The sequence below is a fragment of the Pseudomonas graminis genome (assembly GCF_001705435.1).
In the GTDB taxonomy this organism is placed as follows: domain Bacteria; phylum Pseudomonadota; class Gammaproteobacteria; order Pseudomonadales; family Pseudomonadaceae; genus Aquipseudomonas; species Aquipseudomonas graminis_B.
Window position 1 is genome coordinate 95,938 of sequence record NZ_MDEN01000050.1, and the last position, 14,499, is coordinate 110,436.

Below are 14,499 nucleotides of genomic sequence, written 5' to 3' on the forward strand. Positions count from 1 at the left end.
ACATTTGGCTGCCACCTTGAGCGGCTGCAATTGGCCGGTAGCGGACCCTCAGACCCACTCATGCTCAGTCAGCCGTAAGAATTCTGACAGTGCTTCTTCAAATTGCCCTCGATGGAATGACGCTCGCGGATTCATCTCATTCCAGGCAACCGCAGTGATTACGCCGGCAACGGTGTTGACCGCTCGACCAAAGCGTTCCCAGATGACGGTGTCACGGCATATCACTTGCTCAACCACTGCTACCGTGCAGCTCAAGTCCAGGTCATCCGCACAGACCAATAGCGGCACGATTGTCGAGCAGTCTTCCGTGGCAGGTTCAAGAATCTGCCATGCATAGCGCGAGTGATCTTCATCAGTCAACCAGCCTTGCGCAGGGACGAGGCCCTCAGTGGTGTCGACGCCCGCGCCGTCATAGATTACGCCTTTGATCCAGCTTCCAAGCGGGATGGAGTCAACCGTTAGCACCGGGTGCGCGGCTCTTGCGTATTTCGAACGGTACATGGTTGCGCTAATGCTGTTCATGCTGGGCCCAAGCTTTGAATTTCTATGGTGTGGGTATCAGCCTATCAAAAGCTGCGGGCCTGAACCCCGATACCTTAATGAATAGAGGAATTTCGCACTGGCCGCTACCGACCCAAAGCTGCCATCCGCTTCTGACTATAGGCTTAATGCACCCACGTCATTCACCAGCGTGCGCCAGCTATTTTTTGCCTCCTGCTCCGAGGTGAATACTTGCACTTTGGGAGGCCAGAACGCCCCCTCGATTACGATGCATTCCAGGGTAGAGTCCTGAAACGTAAAGACATAGTGGATAGCACCTTTCATGAACCGCTGTTTATCGTGTCGAGGATGAATGGCGTTCCTCTGCTCAAGCTCTGCTAACCAAGGCGAATTATCTATTCGATGAATTTGGTAATGCTTTAGGCCAAGTCCAATGAGCGGATGGCCGCCCAAAGCTTCGTCGTTTGGCGAACCGAACTGGATTTTCATTACTAGCGGAAAATGAACCACAGCTATTTCTTCCCCACTGGTGTAATACCGTAAACATAGCTGCGTATCCGTGGCGAACACTACTGGTTCAGGCGACGTACTGGGCTGTGGCCAACAGTCGAGCAGCACTGCGGTCGCTAATGGCATGCGGGAACCTGATGAATGAATGGGGTATAAACAGAGTGCGAGAGCCACTCGTTATCGTCAAACCTTTCTGAAGAAGGGCAAGTTATTTACCGGAATCCCGCCTGGATGATTTTGCTTCGGCGACTGGCTGTTCGAGCCTGGGCCGGTTCAACAACCAATCGCCCGTTCCGGCCTCCAAGATCTCGGCGCTCTGCCATGCCGCATGGACGCTGACGCCGTCCATCGCAGCTCAGACATGCTACCTTCACCCGACATCGATCACTGCTTCCTCTAGGGAGAATGTCCCGTGCTGATTGCCCACCTTTCCGATCTGCATATCAGGCCGCAAGGCATGCTTTATCAGGGGCTGGTTGATTCGAACACGATGTGCGAGCAGGCCATTGCACACCTGAACAGGCTCGTGCCGCGACCCGATGTCGTGATCATCACCGGCGACCTGGTGGATGAGGGGCTACCGCAAGAGTACGCAATGGCGCGTACATTGCTGGCCGGGATCGAGCCGCCGTTGCTGATGATTCCTGGCAATCATGATGACCGAAACTTAATGCGTAGTACCTTTTCCCAGCCGTATCTCTCTTCAACGGCAGGCCCGTGGCACTTCGTCGCCGATGACCTCGGGCCGGTACGGATCATTGGCGTGGATGTGACCGTACCGCATGAACACCACGGCGACATGACCGAGGCGGCTGGGGCCTGGCTCGATGCGGCACTGGCCCAGGAGCCGGCGCGTCCGACTCTGATCATGCTGCACCAGCCACCGTTCCTCAGTGGCATTCCCTATATCGACACGTATGCCTGCCGGAACTCGGAGCGACTGCGCGAGGTGGTGCAGCGCTATCCGGCGATCGAACGTGTGGTGTGCGGACACATTCACCGCTCGATGCAATTACGTTTTGGCGGCACAGTCCTGTGCACTGCCCCCAGCACAACGACAGCCATCGGGTTGGCCCTGGATCCAGAGGCAGAAGAGGCGTCGTATGTGGAGCCGCCGGCGTTACTCCTGCATCACTGGAAGGTGGATACGGGTCTGATTACCCACTGGGTGCCAATCGGGACATTCCGCGGGCCACTGCCGTTTGCATGACTGCAGGAGTGGGGCGGGAACTGAAGAGGGCTGCTGCCGAGCGGCGCTGCGGCATGCATTCAGTCCCGACACTCGTATCTGATGGCAGGGCCGATTTCAGAAAAACGACAGTCCCGCAAAAGCGCTCGGTCAACCAACGGCTGCCAACCTGAAAGCGCCAACCCACCCTCCACAAAAAAACCAAAATCCTGCCCAATTGTGTGATCCCGCCCCTCCAGCATTCGTCATGAACCCTAACCCCTGCTGCCGTCAGGGGATCACCGCCAGGACCCTCCATGCAAACGCTGTTGAACGAGATTCTCGACGAAGTGCGTCCCTTGATCGGCCAGGGCAAGGTGGCTGATTACATTCCCGCGCTGGCCGACGTGCCGGCGCAGCAATTGGGCATTGCCGTTTATGGCAACGATGGCACCTATTATTGCGCGGGCGATGCCCTGGAGCCGTTCTCGGTGCAGAGCATTTCCAAGGTGTTCAGCCTGGTTCAGGCGATCGGTCATTCTGGCGAAGCCATTTGGGAGCGCCTGGGCCATGAGCCGTCGGGTCAGCCGTTCAACTCGCTGGTGCAGCTTGAGTTCGAGCGCGGACGCCCGCGTAACCCTTTTATCAATGCCGGGGCTTTGGTGATCTGCGACATCAACCAGTCGCGGTTCGCTGCGCCGACCTTGTCCATGCGCGATTTCGTACGGCGGCTGTCGGGCAATCCCCAGGTGTTGATCGATGCCCGCGTGGCGGATTCCGAATATCAATTCCGCGCACGCAACGCCGCCATGGCCTACCTGATGCAGTCATTCGGCAATTTCCATAACGAAGTCGAAACCGTGCTGCGCAGTTATTTCAGCTGCTGCGCGTTGAAGATGAGCTGCCTGGATCTCGCCCGGGCGTTCTGCTTTCTGGCGAACAACGGGTTCTGCAAACACAGCGGTGAGCAGATCCTCACGCCGCGCCAGACCCAACAAGTGAACTCGATCATGGCCACCAGCGGGCTGTATGACGAAGCCGGCAATTTCGCCTACCGCGTGGGATTGCCGGGCAAGAGCGGAGTAGGGGGCGGAATCGTCGCGATCGTGCCCGGCCAATTCACCGTGTGCGTGTGGTCGCCGGAACTGAATGCTGCCGGGAATTCACTCGCCGGCATGGCGGCGTTGGAGTTGCTGAGTTCGCGGATTGGCTGGTCTGTTTTCTGACAGGGGTCGTGGTTGTTTGACGTTCGGTGGATCGTTGAAAAAGTTTGACCGGCGGGCGCGTTGGTCGCTTTTCCGAGAAAGCCGAATCGAGCCGTGTCGAGGGCGAAGGGTTACCCGATACAATGCCGCTTTGGCCCTGTCCAGTTCGAACCAGTCTGCGGGATGTTGATGCCGTGGCGATGTCGGGAGATCCGTGTGACTACTGTTCCAGTCGACCCCAGCGGCGATGAGCGCCTGTCTCATGTGCTGAATGCCAGTGAACGGCTCGTCATGGCAGGATCCGTGGACGAGGTCGTCGCCGTGCTGCGAGACGTGGCGCGTGCCACGCTCGGCGCGGATGGCATTGCGGTGGTGATTCAGGACGAAGGACGGTGTTCTTACATAGCCGAAGATGCGGTCTCTGCGCTGTGGCAGGGCCAGACCTTTCCGGCTGACCACTGTGTTTCCGGGTGGGTCATGCACCGCGGCGAGACGGTTGCGATCCGTGACGTCCGGCTCGATCCACGCATCTCGCAAGACATCTACGCGCCGACCTTTGTGCGTAGCCTTGTTATGGCACCCATCGGTCGGCCTGTGCCGGTCGCGGCGCTGGGCGCCTATTGGTCGCAGGTCCGCAGTCACGATGACGACACGGTCAAACGCCTGGAAAGTCTGGCGCGGCTGGCAACCATCGCCATCGAGAATGCGCGCCTGACCCAGGCCCGCAATCGCGCGGCAGCACTCGGGGCCGCCCAGAACCGTATCCTTGAACTGGCTGTTGAAGAAACACCGCTGAACGCCGCGCTGGACGCGATCGTCCGCGAGGTGGAGGCGCTGTCGCCATCCTGTTTTCTGGGCAGCATCCTGCTCCTGAACGAGGAGGGCAGCCAGCTGCAGCATTGCGCCGGGCCCAGCCTTCCCCTTGCATTTATCGAGGCTGCCGCACACATCACTGTCGGCGCAGGTTCAGGCTCCAGCACAACCGCGACGGTTCCGAACTCGCGGACGGCGGTGCCCGACATCGTGGACGACCCTCACTGGGCCGAATTCAGGGCGCTTGCCGTCGGACACGGGTTACACGTTTGTGGGGCGATTCCGATCCGTTCGGCGCAGGGCGCCATGCTCGGCACTTTTGTCATGTATCACACCGAGCGGCGCGAGCCCTTGACGGCGGATATCGAGATCGGCGATTTCGTGGTCAAAACGGTGGGACTGGTCGTGCACCGTGCGCGCGCTGAGGCCGCCATTCGCAGCAGCGAGGTGCGCTACCGCCAGATAGTCGAAGGCGCCGAGGACTTCGCGATCATCACCTTCGATGGGCGGGGGGCCGTCACCGGTTGGAACATCGGCGCCCAGCGCATCGTCGGTTACTGCGCCGATGAAGTCATGGGCCGCGACGGTGATCTCTTCTACACCGATTCGGACCAGATCGAACGGGTCTTTCAAGCCGAGCTCGAACTCTCCATGGAGCAGGGGCGCGCCGTCAACGAACGTTGGCACGTCGATAAACACGGCGCGCGCTTCTGGGGCTCGGGTTTGATGATGCCGCTGGCAACGGATCAGGGCGGCTTCGTGAAAATCTTCCGCGACCGCACGGCCGAGCATCAGGCGGAAGCGGCGCTGCAAGAGAGCGCGGCGCGTCTGAGCTTTTTTGATGAGCTCGACAACCGCCTTTTCAACATCCGCCGGGCCGAAGACGCGATGCTCGCGGCGACCGAGTTGCTCGGGCGCAGGCTCAACGTGTCGCGCTGCGCCTACGCAGATGTCGACATCGACCATGACCGCTTCTGGATTCGCAGCGACTATAATGCGGCTGGCATTCAGAGCTCGGTCGGCGCCTACAGCCTCGATCTTTTCGGCCCGCGGACGGCGGCTGACATGCGCGAAGGCCGAACCCTGATCGTGCGCGACGCCGTTGCAGAACTCGGTCCCGGCGAAGGCCTGGAGACCTTCCGCGGGATTGGCATCGACGCGATCATCTGCTGCCCGCTGGTCAAGAATGGCCGGCTGACGGCCATGATGGCGGTTCATCAAGATCAGCCTCGCGACTGGTTGCCCGCTGAAGTCCTGCTGGTCAGGGAAGTGGTCGAGCGCTGCTGGGCGCATGTCGAGCGTGTGGGCGCCGAGATGCGGATGCGCGAGAGCGAAGAGCGCCTGCGCCTTGCCGTCGAACACGCCGATATCGGTTTCTGGGACGTGGACATCGTCCACGACGCGTTGATCTGGCCGCCCAGAACCAAAGCAATGTTCGGCATCCCGGCTGATGTGCGGGTCACGATTCAAGACTTTTATGACGGCTTGCATCCGGAGGACCGGGACGCGACGATCGAAGCATTCACGGCGGCCAGCGACCCCGAACGCCGCGCGCTGTATGACGTCGACTACCGCACCGTCGGCAGAGACGATGGTGTGATTCGCTGGGTGGCCGCCAAGGGGCGGGGCGTGTTCGACTCCGCCGGCCGTTGCTTGCGCGTCACCGGCACGGTGGTTGAAGTCACGGCCCGCAAGGATGCCGAGGAGGGGCTGCGCGAACTCAATGCCACGCTGGAAGTGCGGATTGCCAAAGCCATCGCCGAGCGCGAAGAAGTCCAGGAGGCGTTGCGCCAGAGTCAGAAGATGGAGGCCATGGGTCAGCTGACCGGCGGCGTCGCCCATGACTTCAACAACCTGCTCACCCCGATCGTCGGCACCCTCGACATGCTCCAGCGCAAAGGCGTAGGCGGCGAACGTGAGCAGCGGTTGATCTCCGGCGCCGTGCAATCGGCCGATCGCGCCAGGACACTCGTGCAGCGGTTGCTGGCTTTTGCGCGCCGTCAGCCGCTGCAGCCGGTGTCGGTCGACGTGGCGAAACTGGTGAACGGCATGGGCGATCTCGTCGCCAGCACCACCGGGCCGCAAATCCGGGTCGTCGTCGATGCCCCGCCTGATCTGCCCGCCGCCATCGCAGACCCCAATCAGCTTGAGATGGCGCTTCTGAATCTTTCCGTGAACGCGCGGGACGCCATGCTCGAAGGCGGCACGATGAGGATCTCGGCGAGTGCCGAATGGGTGTGCACCGGCCACCGTTCCAGGCTGCCGACCGGCGACTACCTCTGTCTGTCCGTTGCGGACACCGGCATTGGCATGGATGCGTCCACGCTCGCCCGGGCGGTGGAACCGTTTTTTTCCACCAAGGGCGTCGGTAAAGGCACGGGGCTTGGGTTGTCGATGGTGCATGGCCTGGCGTCCCAGCTCAACGGCGCGCTGACGATTCAGAGCTCGCCGGGGCTTGGGACGAACGTGGAGCTGTGGCTGCCGCGCAGCAGACCGTGCCGGCGGCGGCGTTGCGTATCGACGAGGCCCCGGACCGACGCTCCCTGCGCGGGATCGCGCTGCTGGTCGACGATGAAGACCTGGTGCGCGCCAGTACAGCGTACATGCTGGCCGATCTGGGTTATCGCGTGATCGAAGCCTCGTCCGGCGAAGAAGCCTTGCAGTTGTTGGGCACCGGGCAGCCTGTCGATCTGATCGTCACCGACCACCTCATGCCGGGCATCAGTGGCACCGACCTGGCCAGACGCGTCCGAAACGCCCGGCCCGGGACGGCGATCCTGCTGGTCTCGGGGTATGCCGAACATGAAGGGCTCGACCCGGATTTGCCGCGCCTGACCAAACCGTTCCGCAAAAGCGAACTGGCGGCGAGTCTTGCTCAGTTGGGAGGGACGGCCTGAGGCAGCCAGGTGGCCCGGGTACTTACCAGGCGCGGTAGAGGATCAGGGGACGAAGCTCAATGCCGCGACATAACCGCGTTATGAACAGGTAATGCGGCGTGTTCGGGATGTTGATGCAAGAAATACCCGATCGCTTGGGCCTCGCGGTCCACAACGCAGATGTTCACGCTGGGGCGGGGGACTGTGCACTGACCCAGGGCCAGAAATCCGCAGTCCATCACGCCGTAAACTGCAGCCGGCCGTGCGACCTCCGAGCAGTCGTAGACCATCTCGCCGAGGTAGTTGATCTGCCCTTTGGCAACGCTGAAACGCAGAGATTTGTAGTAGGGTCCCATTACGCCGCGGCGGTTACCCAGGCGGCTTACCTCATAGTCACCGGCGGGTAGCCACGCCGAGTAATCATCCTTGGGGCCCCACCCGAAGATCTTGTCACTTTTGATATCACGAAACTCCAGATACGTTCCGTATGGACCACCCTCAATCAGCGTGCCAACAACCAGACCGGCGTTTTGCGCATTGTAAACGGGCGAATTCAACGCCATGTCCTCAGGCAATGATGAACACCCCATCAGTGATGCGGTCAGGCCAAGTGCGAGTATGTGCTGCGAGCCAAGCATTCAGGCAGTTCTCCAGGGTGGCAGTTAAACGTTTCGAACCAGCTATTACCGGCGCGCTGGACGGCGACGACAGCCTTCATTAGCATGATGGCCTTTCGCCTATCTGTACATCAAGGACGATCAGTCAATATGTTCAGTTTTTCCCCACAGCGCCTGCGTGGCGGTGTAACCATTGCCGCACTCTTACTGGGCGGGTGCAGTTTCAACGGATCCTATCCGGATGCCAGTGAATCTGATTCTGCAAAGCTGCGCTTCATCAGCAGTAACGAAAACTCGACCCTCGATCTGTTCGACGAAGAGCATTGCGGCGGCCAGACCACCGGAATCCTGAACAATCTGTTCACCGCCAATACCCGGCGCAGGGCGGATATGAGCATTGCTGCTCCCGATGACGCCAAGGCTTATCTGGAAGTCCGCTTGCGGCCAGACCACGAACTGTTCGCTCGAGCCAATACCTTGGGCAGCGCCAGCGTGTGCACAGTGGGGTTCAACTTCACGCCGCAAAGCAGCGGCGAGTACGAAGCAAACTTTCGCCACACAGGTAACACTTGCCAGGTCTCCCTTAGCCGACTGCGCCAGATTGATGGCAAGGTCATACGCTCGCCAATTGCGCTGACCTACAAAGGTCTGCCCGCCTGCGCCGGCCGCAGTCCGATCTTCCCCAAGTCTGTCGAAGCACCGCCGCAATCTCCGGAGCGTGCGGCCCTGATCGCGCGAATCGTTGATGCAAGTGTTATCCCCAAGATGAAGTCTGATAACGACGACGCCTCTTCGTCTAGAGACGCGTTGATCGGCACAGCGATGGACGAACGCAAGCAACGGCTTGTCTTCAAGCTGCCCGATGTGTACTGGACTGAATATCACCAGAACCTTGAACAGTTCGCCAAAGATGAAATGGCTATCAAGGCGCGTGCATTAGAGCTCTACAAGGATTACTACACTCGCAGTCTAGGCGTGCTCGAGACCCCTCAAATTGTCGAATTGTCGCCAGACGGGCCAACAGCCGACCGCAGCAAGGCGATGTCTACCAACAACGCCATGCTGGAGTACTACTACCGAACCTATCGAGAACTGGAAAAGGAAACATTGAGCGCGCATCAGGCGCGCATGGCGGATCTGGATCAGCGTTTTGATGTGTGCAAGCGGTTCACGGGTTGCTGGCAAAATTAATCGGGCCTGCCGGAAGTACGTTCTGCGATTGACCAGTTTGACGAAAGTCGGCCTATTGAATCGTTTCACTTCAGCACTTCCGGCACCGATACGACATCGCCGACAACCGTCCGAAACTTCAGCACCCCCTCACTTCTCTGCCATCATTCCCTCATCGCTTCAAACTGAGGGCAGGCAATGTCTATCGGACAGCTGAAGATCAACGCCATCCGTCTCGTCGGCGGGGCTGCGGTGCTGGATTACCTCAATACCTGTGACGGCCGTCGGCCGGGCACGGGGTTGCGGGAGGTCGTCGACAAGCTGGGCAATCTGGAGGACATCGTCCACTGGTTTCACCACGCCGGGCTGATCGACGATCAGGAGCATCAGCACTTCGTCGCGCTGGTACAGGATTCGTTCTGGCACACGATGACGGCATTTGGACAGTTAATCGATTTCCGCGAAGCGTTGTATCGGTTGCTGCTGCCCATGGCGCTGGACCACGGGCCTGGCACGTCCAGCCTGGATGCGTTGAATCAGGCACTGGTGGACACCGCTGGCCAGCGTTTACTGGTGCTGACGCCTGCGGGCGTGATCTGGCGCTGGCGTGTGGGCGATGATCTTGGCTCGATGACGGCCGGTTTCATCGGTCGTCTCGCGGTGCAGGCAGCAGCGCTGCTGACCACCAGTGATCTGACGCGTCTCAAGGCCTGCGCCACGCCGGATTGCGACTGGCTGTTTCTCGATACGTCGAAAAACGGCCGCCGTCGCTGGTGCCAGATGAATATTTGCGGCGCCCGGGAAAAGATCAAAAGGGCCACGGCCGAGTCATGAGCACTGGCGTGGGTGCAGCCTGCGGCAATCTGCGCCCTAACACCGGCAAAAAGCCAGGGAACCTGCCACGTTCTCAAGCTTCTTATCTCTAGTTCACAAGCGTCGGGGCAGGTGCCGCGGCGGGACATGAGAGAGCACAGGCATGGGCGACATTCGTATCGGCATTTCAGGCTGGCGTTACACGCCGTGGCGCGGGGATTTCTATCCAGTCGGCCTGACGCAGAAAAACGAGTTGAAATTCGCCTCCAGAGCCGTGAATAGCATCGAAATCAATGGCTCGTTCTATTCGCTGCAGTCTCCCGACCTGTACGCACGCTGGTACGACGAGGCGCCGAAAGGCTTCGTCTTCAGCGTCAAGGGCCCGCGCTATATCACCCATGTCCGCCGCCTCAAAGAGATCGACGAGCCCGTCGCCAATTTCTTCGCCTCCGGTATTTTCCAGCTCAAGGAAAAGCTGGGCCCGATCCTCTGGCAGTTTGCGCCCAATTTCACATTCGACCCCGAGCGCTTCGAACATTTTCTGAAACTGCTGCCCCACGACGGTAAAGCCGCCAAGGCCTGTGCCAGCAAGTGCGCCGAGCGGTTGCAGCAGCCGGGTTATCTGGACATTCCGCCCCGCCTGAAGCTGCGGCACGCCGTTGAAATCCGCCATGAAAGCTTTAAGGTGCCGGCCTTTGTCGCGCTGCTGCGCAAGTACAAGGTCGCGCTGGTGGTCGCGGACACCGCCGGCAAGTGGCCCCACGTCGAAGACCTCGCCACCGACTTCGTCTACGTGCGACTGCATGGCGACAAGGAACTCTATGCCAGCGGCTATTCCGACGAGGCGATCAACCACTGGGGCGACCGCATCGACGCGTGGCAGCGGGGCGCGCAGCCCATGGATGCTCAACTGATCGTGGACAAAGCGCCCCGGGCGCGGAAATCCCGCGACGTCTATTGCTACTTCGATAACGACATCAAGGTCCGCGCGCCCTACGACGCGCGCCGGTTGCTTGAGCGTTTCAATCTCACTGAAAACCTGGAAGTTGCGCCAGGCGATTTGCATGGAGCCACGTTGTGACCAGTGCCCTGATCCCCGAAGAATTCCACGGCCGACGACAAAGCGCGTCGACGTCGGTCACGCTTAATGTGCTGACCATGAACATGCACATGGGCTTCGGTTTCCTCAATAAACGCTTCATCCTGCCCGAGCTGCGCGACGCGGTGCGTACGGTGTCCGCCGATATCGTGTTCCTGCAGGAAGTCCACGGCGAGCATCAGGACCACGCGCAGAACGTGAAAAACTGGCCGACCACGTCGCAGTACGAATTCCTCGCCGACAGCATGTGGAAGGATTTCGCCTACGGCCGCAATGCCGTGTACCCCCATGGTCACCACGGTAATGCACTGCTGTCCAAGTACCCGATTATTCGCCACGAAAACCTCGACATTTCCATCCACGGCACCGAAGAGCGCGGCCTGCTCCACTGCGTGCTGGACGTGCCGCATTTCGGCGAGCTGCATGCGGTGTGCGTGCACCTGGGCCTGAAAGAGGTTCATCGCCAGCAGCAGCTGAAATTGCTCGCTGATCTGGTGGGTCGGTTGCCGTCCGATGCGCCAGTGATTGTGGCGGGGGATTTTAACGATTGGCGGCAGAAGGCCGATGGCGTGTTGAATCCTGCCGGGCTGCGCGAGGTCTTTGTTGAATCATTTGGGGCGCCGGCGAAGAGTTTTCCAGCGCGCTTTCCGTTGTTGCGCCTGGACCGTATTTACGTGCGCAACGCGCACATCCGGTCGCCCAGGGTGATGTCCAATCGTCCCTGGTCGCACCTTTCCGATCATGCGCCGTTGGCGGTGGAGGTAACGCTATGAGGGGTATGAGAGCGATGGGCGCCATGTGTGGCCTTTGGCGGGACGGCAACTCGGTGGAGTTGTTGATCAATGGCGAAGACTTTTTCGCCCGGGTGTTCGACGCCATTCGTGCGGCGCGCGAAGAGGTGCTGATCGAGACCTTCATCATCTTCGAAGACCGCGTCGGCGAGGGTTTGCAGCAGGCCGTGATCGAAGCGGCCAGCCGTGGCGTTCGCGTGATTATCACGGTGGACGACTACGGCACCAGCGACCTGAGCACGGCGTTTGTCAGCAAGATGATCGAGGCCGGCGTGCAGATTCAGCTGTTCGACCCGCGCCCCAAGCTTATGGGCATGCGCACCAACCTGTTCCGGCGCCTGCACCGCAAAGTGGTGGTGATCGACGGCGAAACGTCGTTCATGGGCGGGATCAACTACAGCGTCGACCACATGGCCGACACCGGCATCACCGCCAAGCAGGACTACGCGGTTCTGGTGCGCGGGCCGATCGTCGCCGACATTTATCGCTCGACGCTGGGCATGCTCGGCCCCGCGGTGCGCAAGACTTTCACGCCGCTCAAGCCGGTGACGCGTCAGGCCGGCAGCGCGCGCATGCTTCTCGCCGAACGCGACAACCGTAATCACACCACCGACATCGAAGAGCAATACCTGCTGGCGATGCGCAACGCGACTCAGCGCATCACCATCGCCAACGCCTACTTCTTCCCCAGCTACCGGTTCCTGCGTGAACTGCGCAATGCGGCCCGACGCGGGGTGAAAGTCACGCTGATCCTCCAGGGCCAGCCGGACATGCCATTTGTGCGAGTGTGCTCGCGTCTGACCTACACCTGGCTGCTGCGCGAAGGGGTGATCATCCACGAATACAAACAGCGGGCGCTGCACGGCAAGGTCGCGTTGATCGACCACGAGTGGTCAACGGTGGGCTCGAGCAACCTCGACCCGCTGAGCCTCGCGCTGAACCTGGAAGCCAACCTGTTCATCCGCGACCATGCCTTGAACCAGCGCTTGCACGAACACCTGCGAGACCTCGCCGTGGCCCACAGCAAACAGGTCAACCTCAAGGGCCTGGCGAAAGGGCAGTGGTGGCGTGCACCGATGATCTTCCTCAGCTTCCACTTCCTTCGGCACTTCCCGGCCATTGCCGGCCTGTTCCCGGTGCACGGTCCACGCCTGAAACCCCTGCGCGCGCCTGAAACCCTGCCGGAAGCCGCCGCGCTCAAAAACGAGCTGCCGGCCGATCAGGAGAAATCCCTATGACCGGTGTCTCCCAAGCTTCCACCCACGAGCAGAAACCGGCCGACGCGGACAAGAATCGTCCGTGGCTGACGTGGGCCAAGCGCGCCTTCACGCTGTTCTTCTTCATCGCGGTGCCGGTGCTGCTGTTCACCCTGATGAAGAACCTCGACTGGAACGAGGTGATGCACGCGCTGGAGTCCTACAAGCTCAGCACCCTGGCGCTGGGCTTCCTTATCGCGGCAGGCAGTTACCTGACGTATTGCTGCTTCGACGTCCTGGCCCGGCGCTACACCGAACACAAATTGGCGGTCAAGCAGATCATCCCCGTGACCTTCGTTTGCTACGCCTTCAACCTCAACCTGAGTTCCTGGGTTGGCGGCATTGCGCTTCGCTATCGCCTGTATTCGCGCCTGGGGCTGGACGTGCCGACTATCACCCGCATCCTCAGCCTGAGCCTGATCACCAACTGGCTGGGCTACATGCTCCTGGCCGGTTTCGTGTTCGCCGGGGACTTCGTCGACTTGCCCGAAGGCTGGAAGATTGGCGACACCACGCTGCAACTGATCGGCTTTGTCTTGCTGGCCGTCTGCCTGGCGTATTTTTTGGCCTGCCGCTTCTCGAAAAAGCGCACCTGGACCGTCCGCAAGCAACAGCTTGTTCTGCCCTCGCTGAACCAGGCACTGCGCCAAGCCCTGCTGGGCGCGCTGAACTGGGGGCTGATGGCGCTGCTGATCTACGTGCTGCTGCCGGAAAAAGCCTTCTACCCGGCGGTGCTCGGGATCCTGCTCATCAGCAGCATCGCCGGCGTCATCGCCCACATCCCTGCGGGACTTGGCGTGCTTGAAACGGTGTTCATCACACTGATGCAACACCAATTCAGCAAAGGCCAACTGCTGGCCGCGCTGATTGGCTATCGCGTGATCTACTTCCTCATCCCGCTGATGATTGCGCTGGTGGTGTATGTGGTTTTGGAGAAACGGGCCAAGGCCATGCGCAGCAAGAACGAAGGGCAGTTATAGGAGAGGAGATCGACTATCTGGGGCAGGTCGGGGACAGATTGCAGGTCGGGGACAGATTAATTTACGGTGAAGCGTTGTAAATAAATCAGTCCCCTCAAACATCGATCTGGAAAGGTCGGGGACAGATTGCAGGTTGGGGACAGATTAATTTACGGTGAAGCGTTGTAAATAAATCAGTCCCCTCAAACATCGATCTGGAAAGGTCGGGGACAGATTGCAGGTTGGGGACAGATTAATTTACGGTGAAGCGTTGTAAATAAATCAGTCCCCTCAAACATCGATCTGGAAAGGTCGGGGACAGATTGCAGGTCGGGGACAGATTAATTTACGGTGAAGCGTTGTAAATAAATCAGTCCCCCTCAAACATCGAGTCCCCCTCAAACATCGGCTCTGACTGTAGGACCGGCTTCAGCCGGGAAGCTTTTGATCTGCTTTTGACCTTCGTATACAAAAAGCTCAAACACCGCCAATCGCGACTTGGGTGCAGGCCGAACGCAGACGACGCGGAGTGGGCCGAGCCGCATGGATGCGGCGAGAGCGCCGTCAGGACATGGATGTCCGTTCGGCGCGGGCCCACGGAGCGTCGTCGGAGTGAGGGTACCCTGACGAAGGAAGGGCCCAATCAGGAGCAAGCACCCTTGGTTACTTGGGGTGCTTTTCCAAGTAACTCGCCGAAGGCGAAACAGTCTGCCCCCAGGCA

The 14,499-nt window shown here is 60.1% G+C and carries 13 protein-coding genes; 10 read left to right on the forward strand and 3 right to left on the reverse strand.

Annotation, left to right across the window (positions count from 1 at the left end; translation table 11 throughout):
- Window positions 1-48: 48 nt before the first annotated feature.
- Window positions 49-522 (reverse strand): hypothetical protein, encoded by a 474-nt coding sequence (locus BBI10_RS02765; protein WP_065986523.1) that lies wholly within the window; start codon window positions 520-522, stop codon window positions 49-51.
- A 135-nt stretch (window positions 523-657) separates the two neighbouring features.
- Entirely contained in the window at window positions 658-1,137 is a 480-nt protein-coding gene (locus tag BBI10_RS02770) for a hypothetical protein (RefSeq protein WP_065986525.1), read from the reverse strand.
- A gap of 286 nt (window positions 1,138-1,423) precedes the next feature.
- On the opposite strand from BBI10_RS02770, the gene BBI10_RS02775 reads away from it, so the two are divergent.
- The 4 genes from BBI10_RS02775 (at window position 1,424) to BBI10_RS27865 (ending at window position 7,094) form a co-directional block, all read left to right on the forward strand.
- A complete protein-coding gene (locus BBI10_RS02775; RefSeq protein ID WP_083232998.1) occupies window positions 1,424-2,221 on the forward strand; it encodes a phosphodiesterase in 798 nt (265 codons plus the stop codon).
- 275 nt (window positions 2,222-2,496) lie between these two features.
- Complete coding sequence (gene glsB / locus BBI10_RS02780; protein ID WP_065986527.1) at window positions 2,497-3,405, forward strand: glutaminase B; 909 nt, start codon at window positions 2,497-2,499, stop codon at window positions 3,403-3,405.
- Window positions 3,406-3,705: 300 nt separating this feature from the next.
- On the forward strand, window positions 3,706-6,828 hold the full coding sequence (locus tag BBI10_RS27860; protein WP_432213739.1) for a PAS domain S-box protein: 3,123 nt from the start codon (window positions 3,706-3,708) through the stop codon (window positions 6,826-6,828).
- On the forward strand, window positions 6,780-7,094 hold the full coding sequence (locus BBI10_RS27865; protein ID WP_244160298.1) for a response regulator: 315 nt from the start codon (window positions 6,780-6,782) through the stop codon (window positions 7,092-7,094). Before BBI10_RS27860 ends, BBI10_RS27865 begins: the two co-directional genes overlap by 49 nt.
- 56 nt (window positions 7,095-7,150) lie before the next feature.
- Here the strand turns inward: BBI10_RS27865 and BBI10_RS02790 are convergent, their stop codons facing one another.
- Window positions 7,151-7,711 carry a hypothetical protein gene (locus BBI10_RS02790; protein ID WP_065986530.1) on the reverse strand — a complete coding sequence of 187 codons (561 nt, stop codon included), beginning with the start codon at window positions 7,709-7,711 and terminating at the stop codon, window positions 7,151-7,153.
- 129 nt (window positions 7,712-7,840) lie between these two features.
- Between BBI10_RS02790 and BBI10_RS27870 the strand changes: the two genes are divergently transcribed.
- The 6 genes from BBI10_RS27870 (at window position 7,841) to BBI10_RS02820 (ending at window position 13,799) form a co-directional block, all read left to right on the forward strand.
- On the forward strand, window positions 7,841-8,881 hold the full coding sequence (locus BBI10_RS27870) for a hypothetical protein (protein WP_244160299.1): 1,041 nt from the start codon (window positions 7,841-7,843) through the stop codon (window positions 8,879-8,881).
- A 177-nt stretch (window positions 8,882-9,058) separates the two neighbouring features.
- Window positions 9,059-9,694 (forward strand): CGNR zinc finger domain-containing protein, encoded by a 636-nt coding sequence (locus BBI10_RS02800; RefSeq protein WP_065986532.1) that lies wholly within the window; start codon window positions 9,059-9,061, stop codon window positions 9,692-9,694.
- Between the two features lie 142 nt (window positions 9,695-9,836).
- Window positions 9,837-10,754 (forward strand): DUF72 domain-containing protein, encoded by a 918-nt coding sequence (locus BBI10_RS02805; protein ID WP_065986535.1) that lies wholly within the window; start codon window positions 9,837-9,839, stop codon window positions 10,752-10,754.
- A complete protein-coding gene (locus BBI10_RS02810; protein ID WP_065986537.1) occupies window positions 10,751-11,545 on the forward strand; it encodes an endonuclease/exonuclease/phosphatase family protein in 795 nt (264 codons plus the stop codon). Before BBI10_RS02805 ends, BBI10_RS02810 begins: the two co-directional genes overlap by 4 nt.
- A gap of 5 nt (window positions 11,546-11,550) precedes the next feature.
- Window positions 11,551-12,801, forward strand: coding sequence for a cardiolipin synthase ClsB (gene clsB / locus BBI10_RS02815; protein WP_410934687.1), 1,251 nt, complete (start codon window positions 11,551-11,553; stop codon window positions 12,799-12,801).
- Entirely contained in the window at window positions 12,798-13,799 is a 1,002-nt protein-coding gene (locus tag BBI10_RS02820; protein ID WP_065986542.1) for a lysylphosphatidylglycerol synthase domain-containing protein, read from the forward strand. The genes clsB and BBI10_RS02820 overlap by 4 nt, the downstream gene beginning before the upstream one ends.
- Window positions 13,800-14,499: the final 700 nt, after the last annotated feature.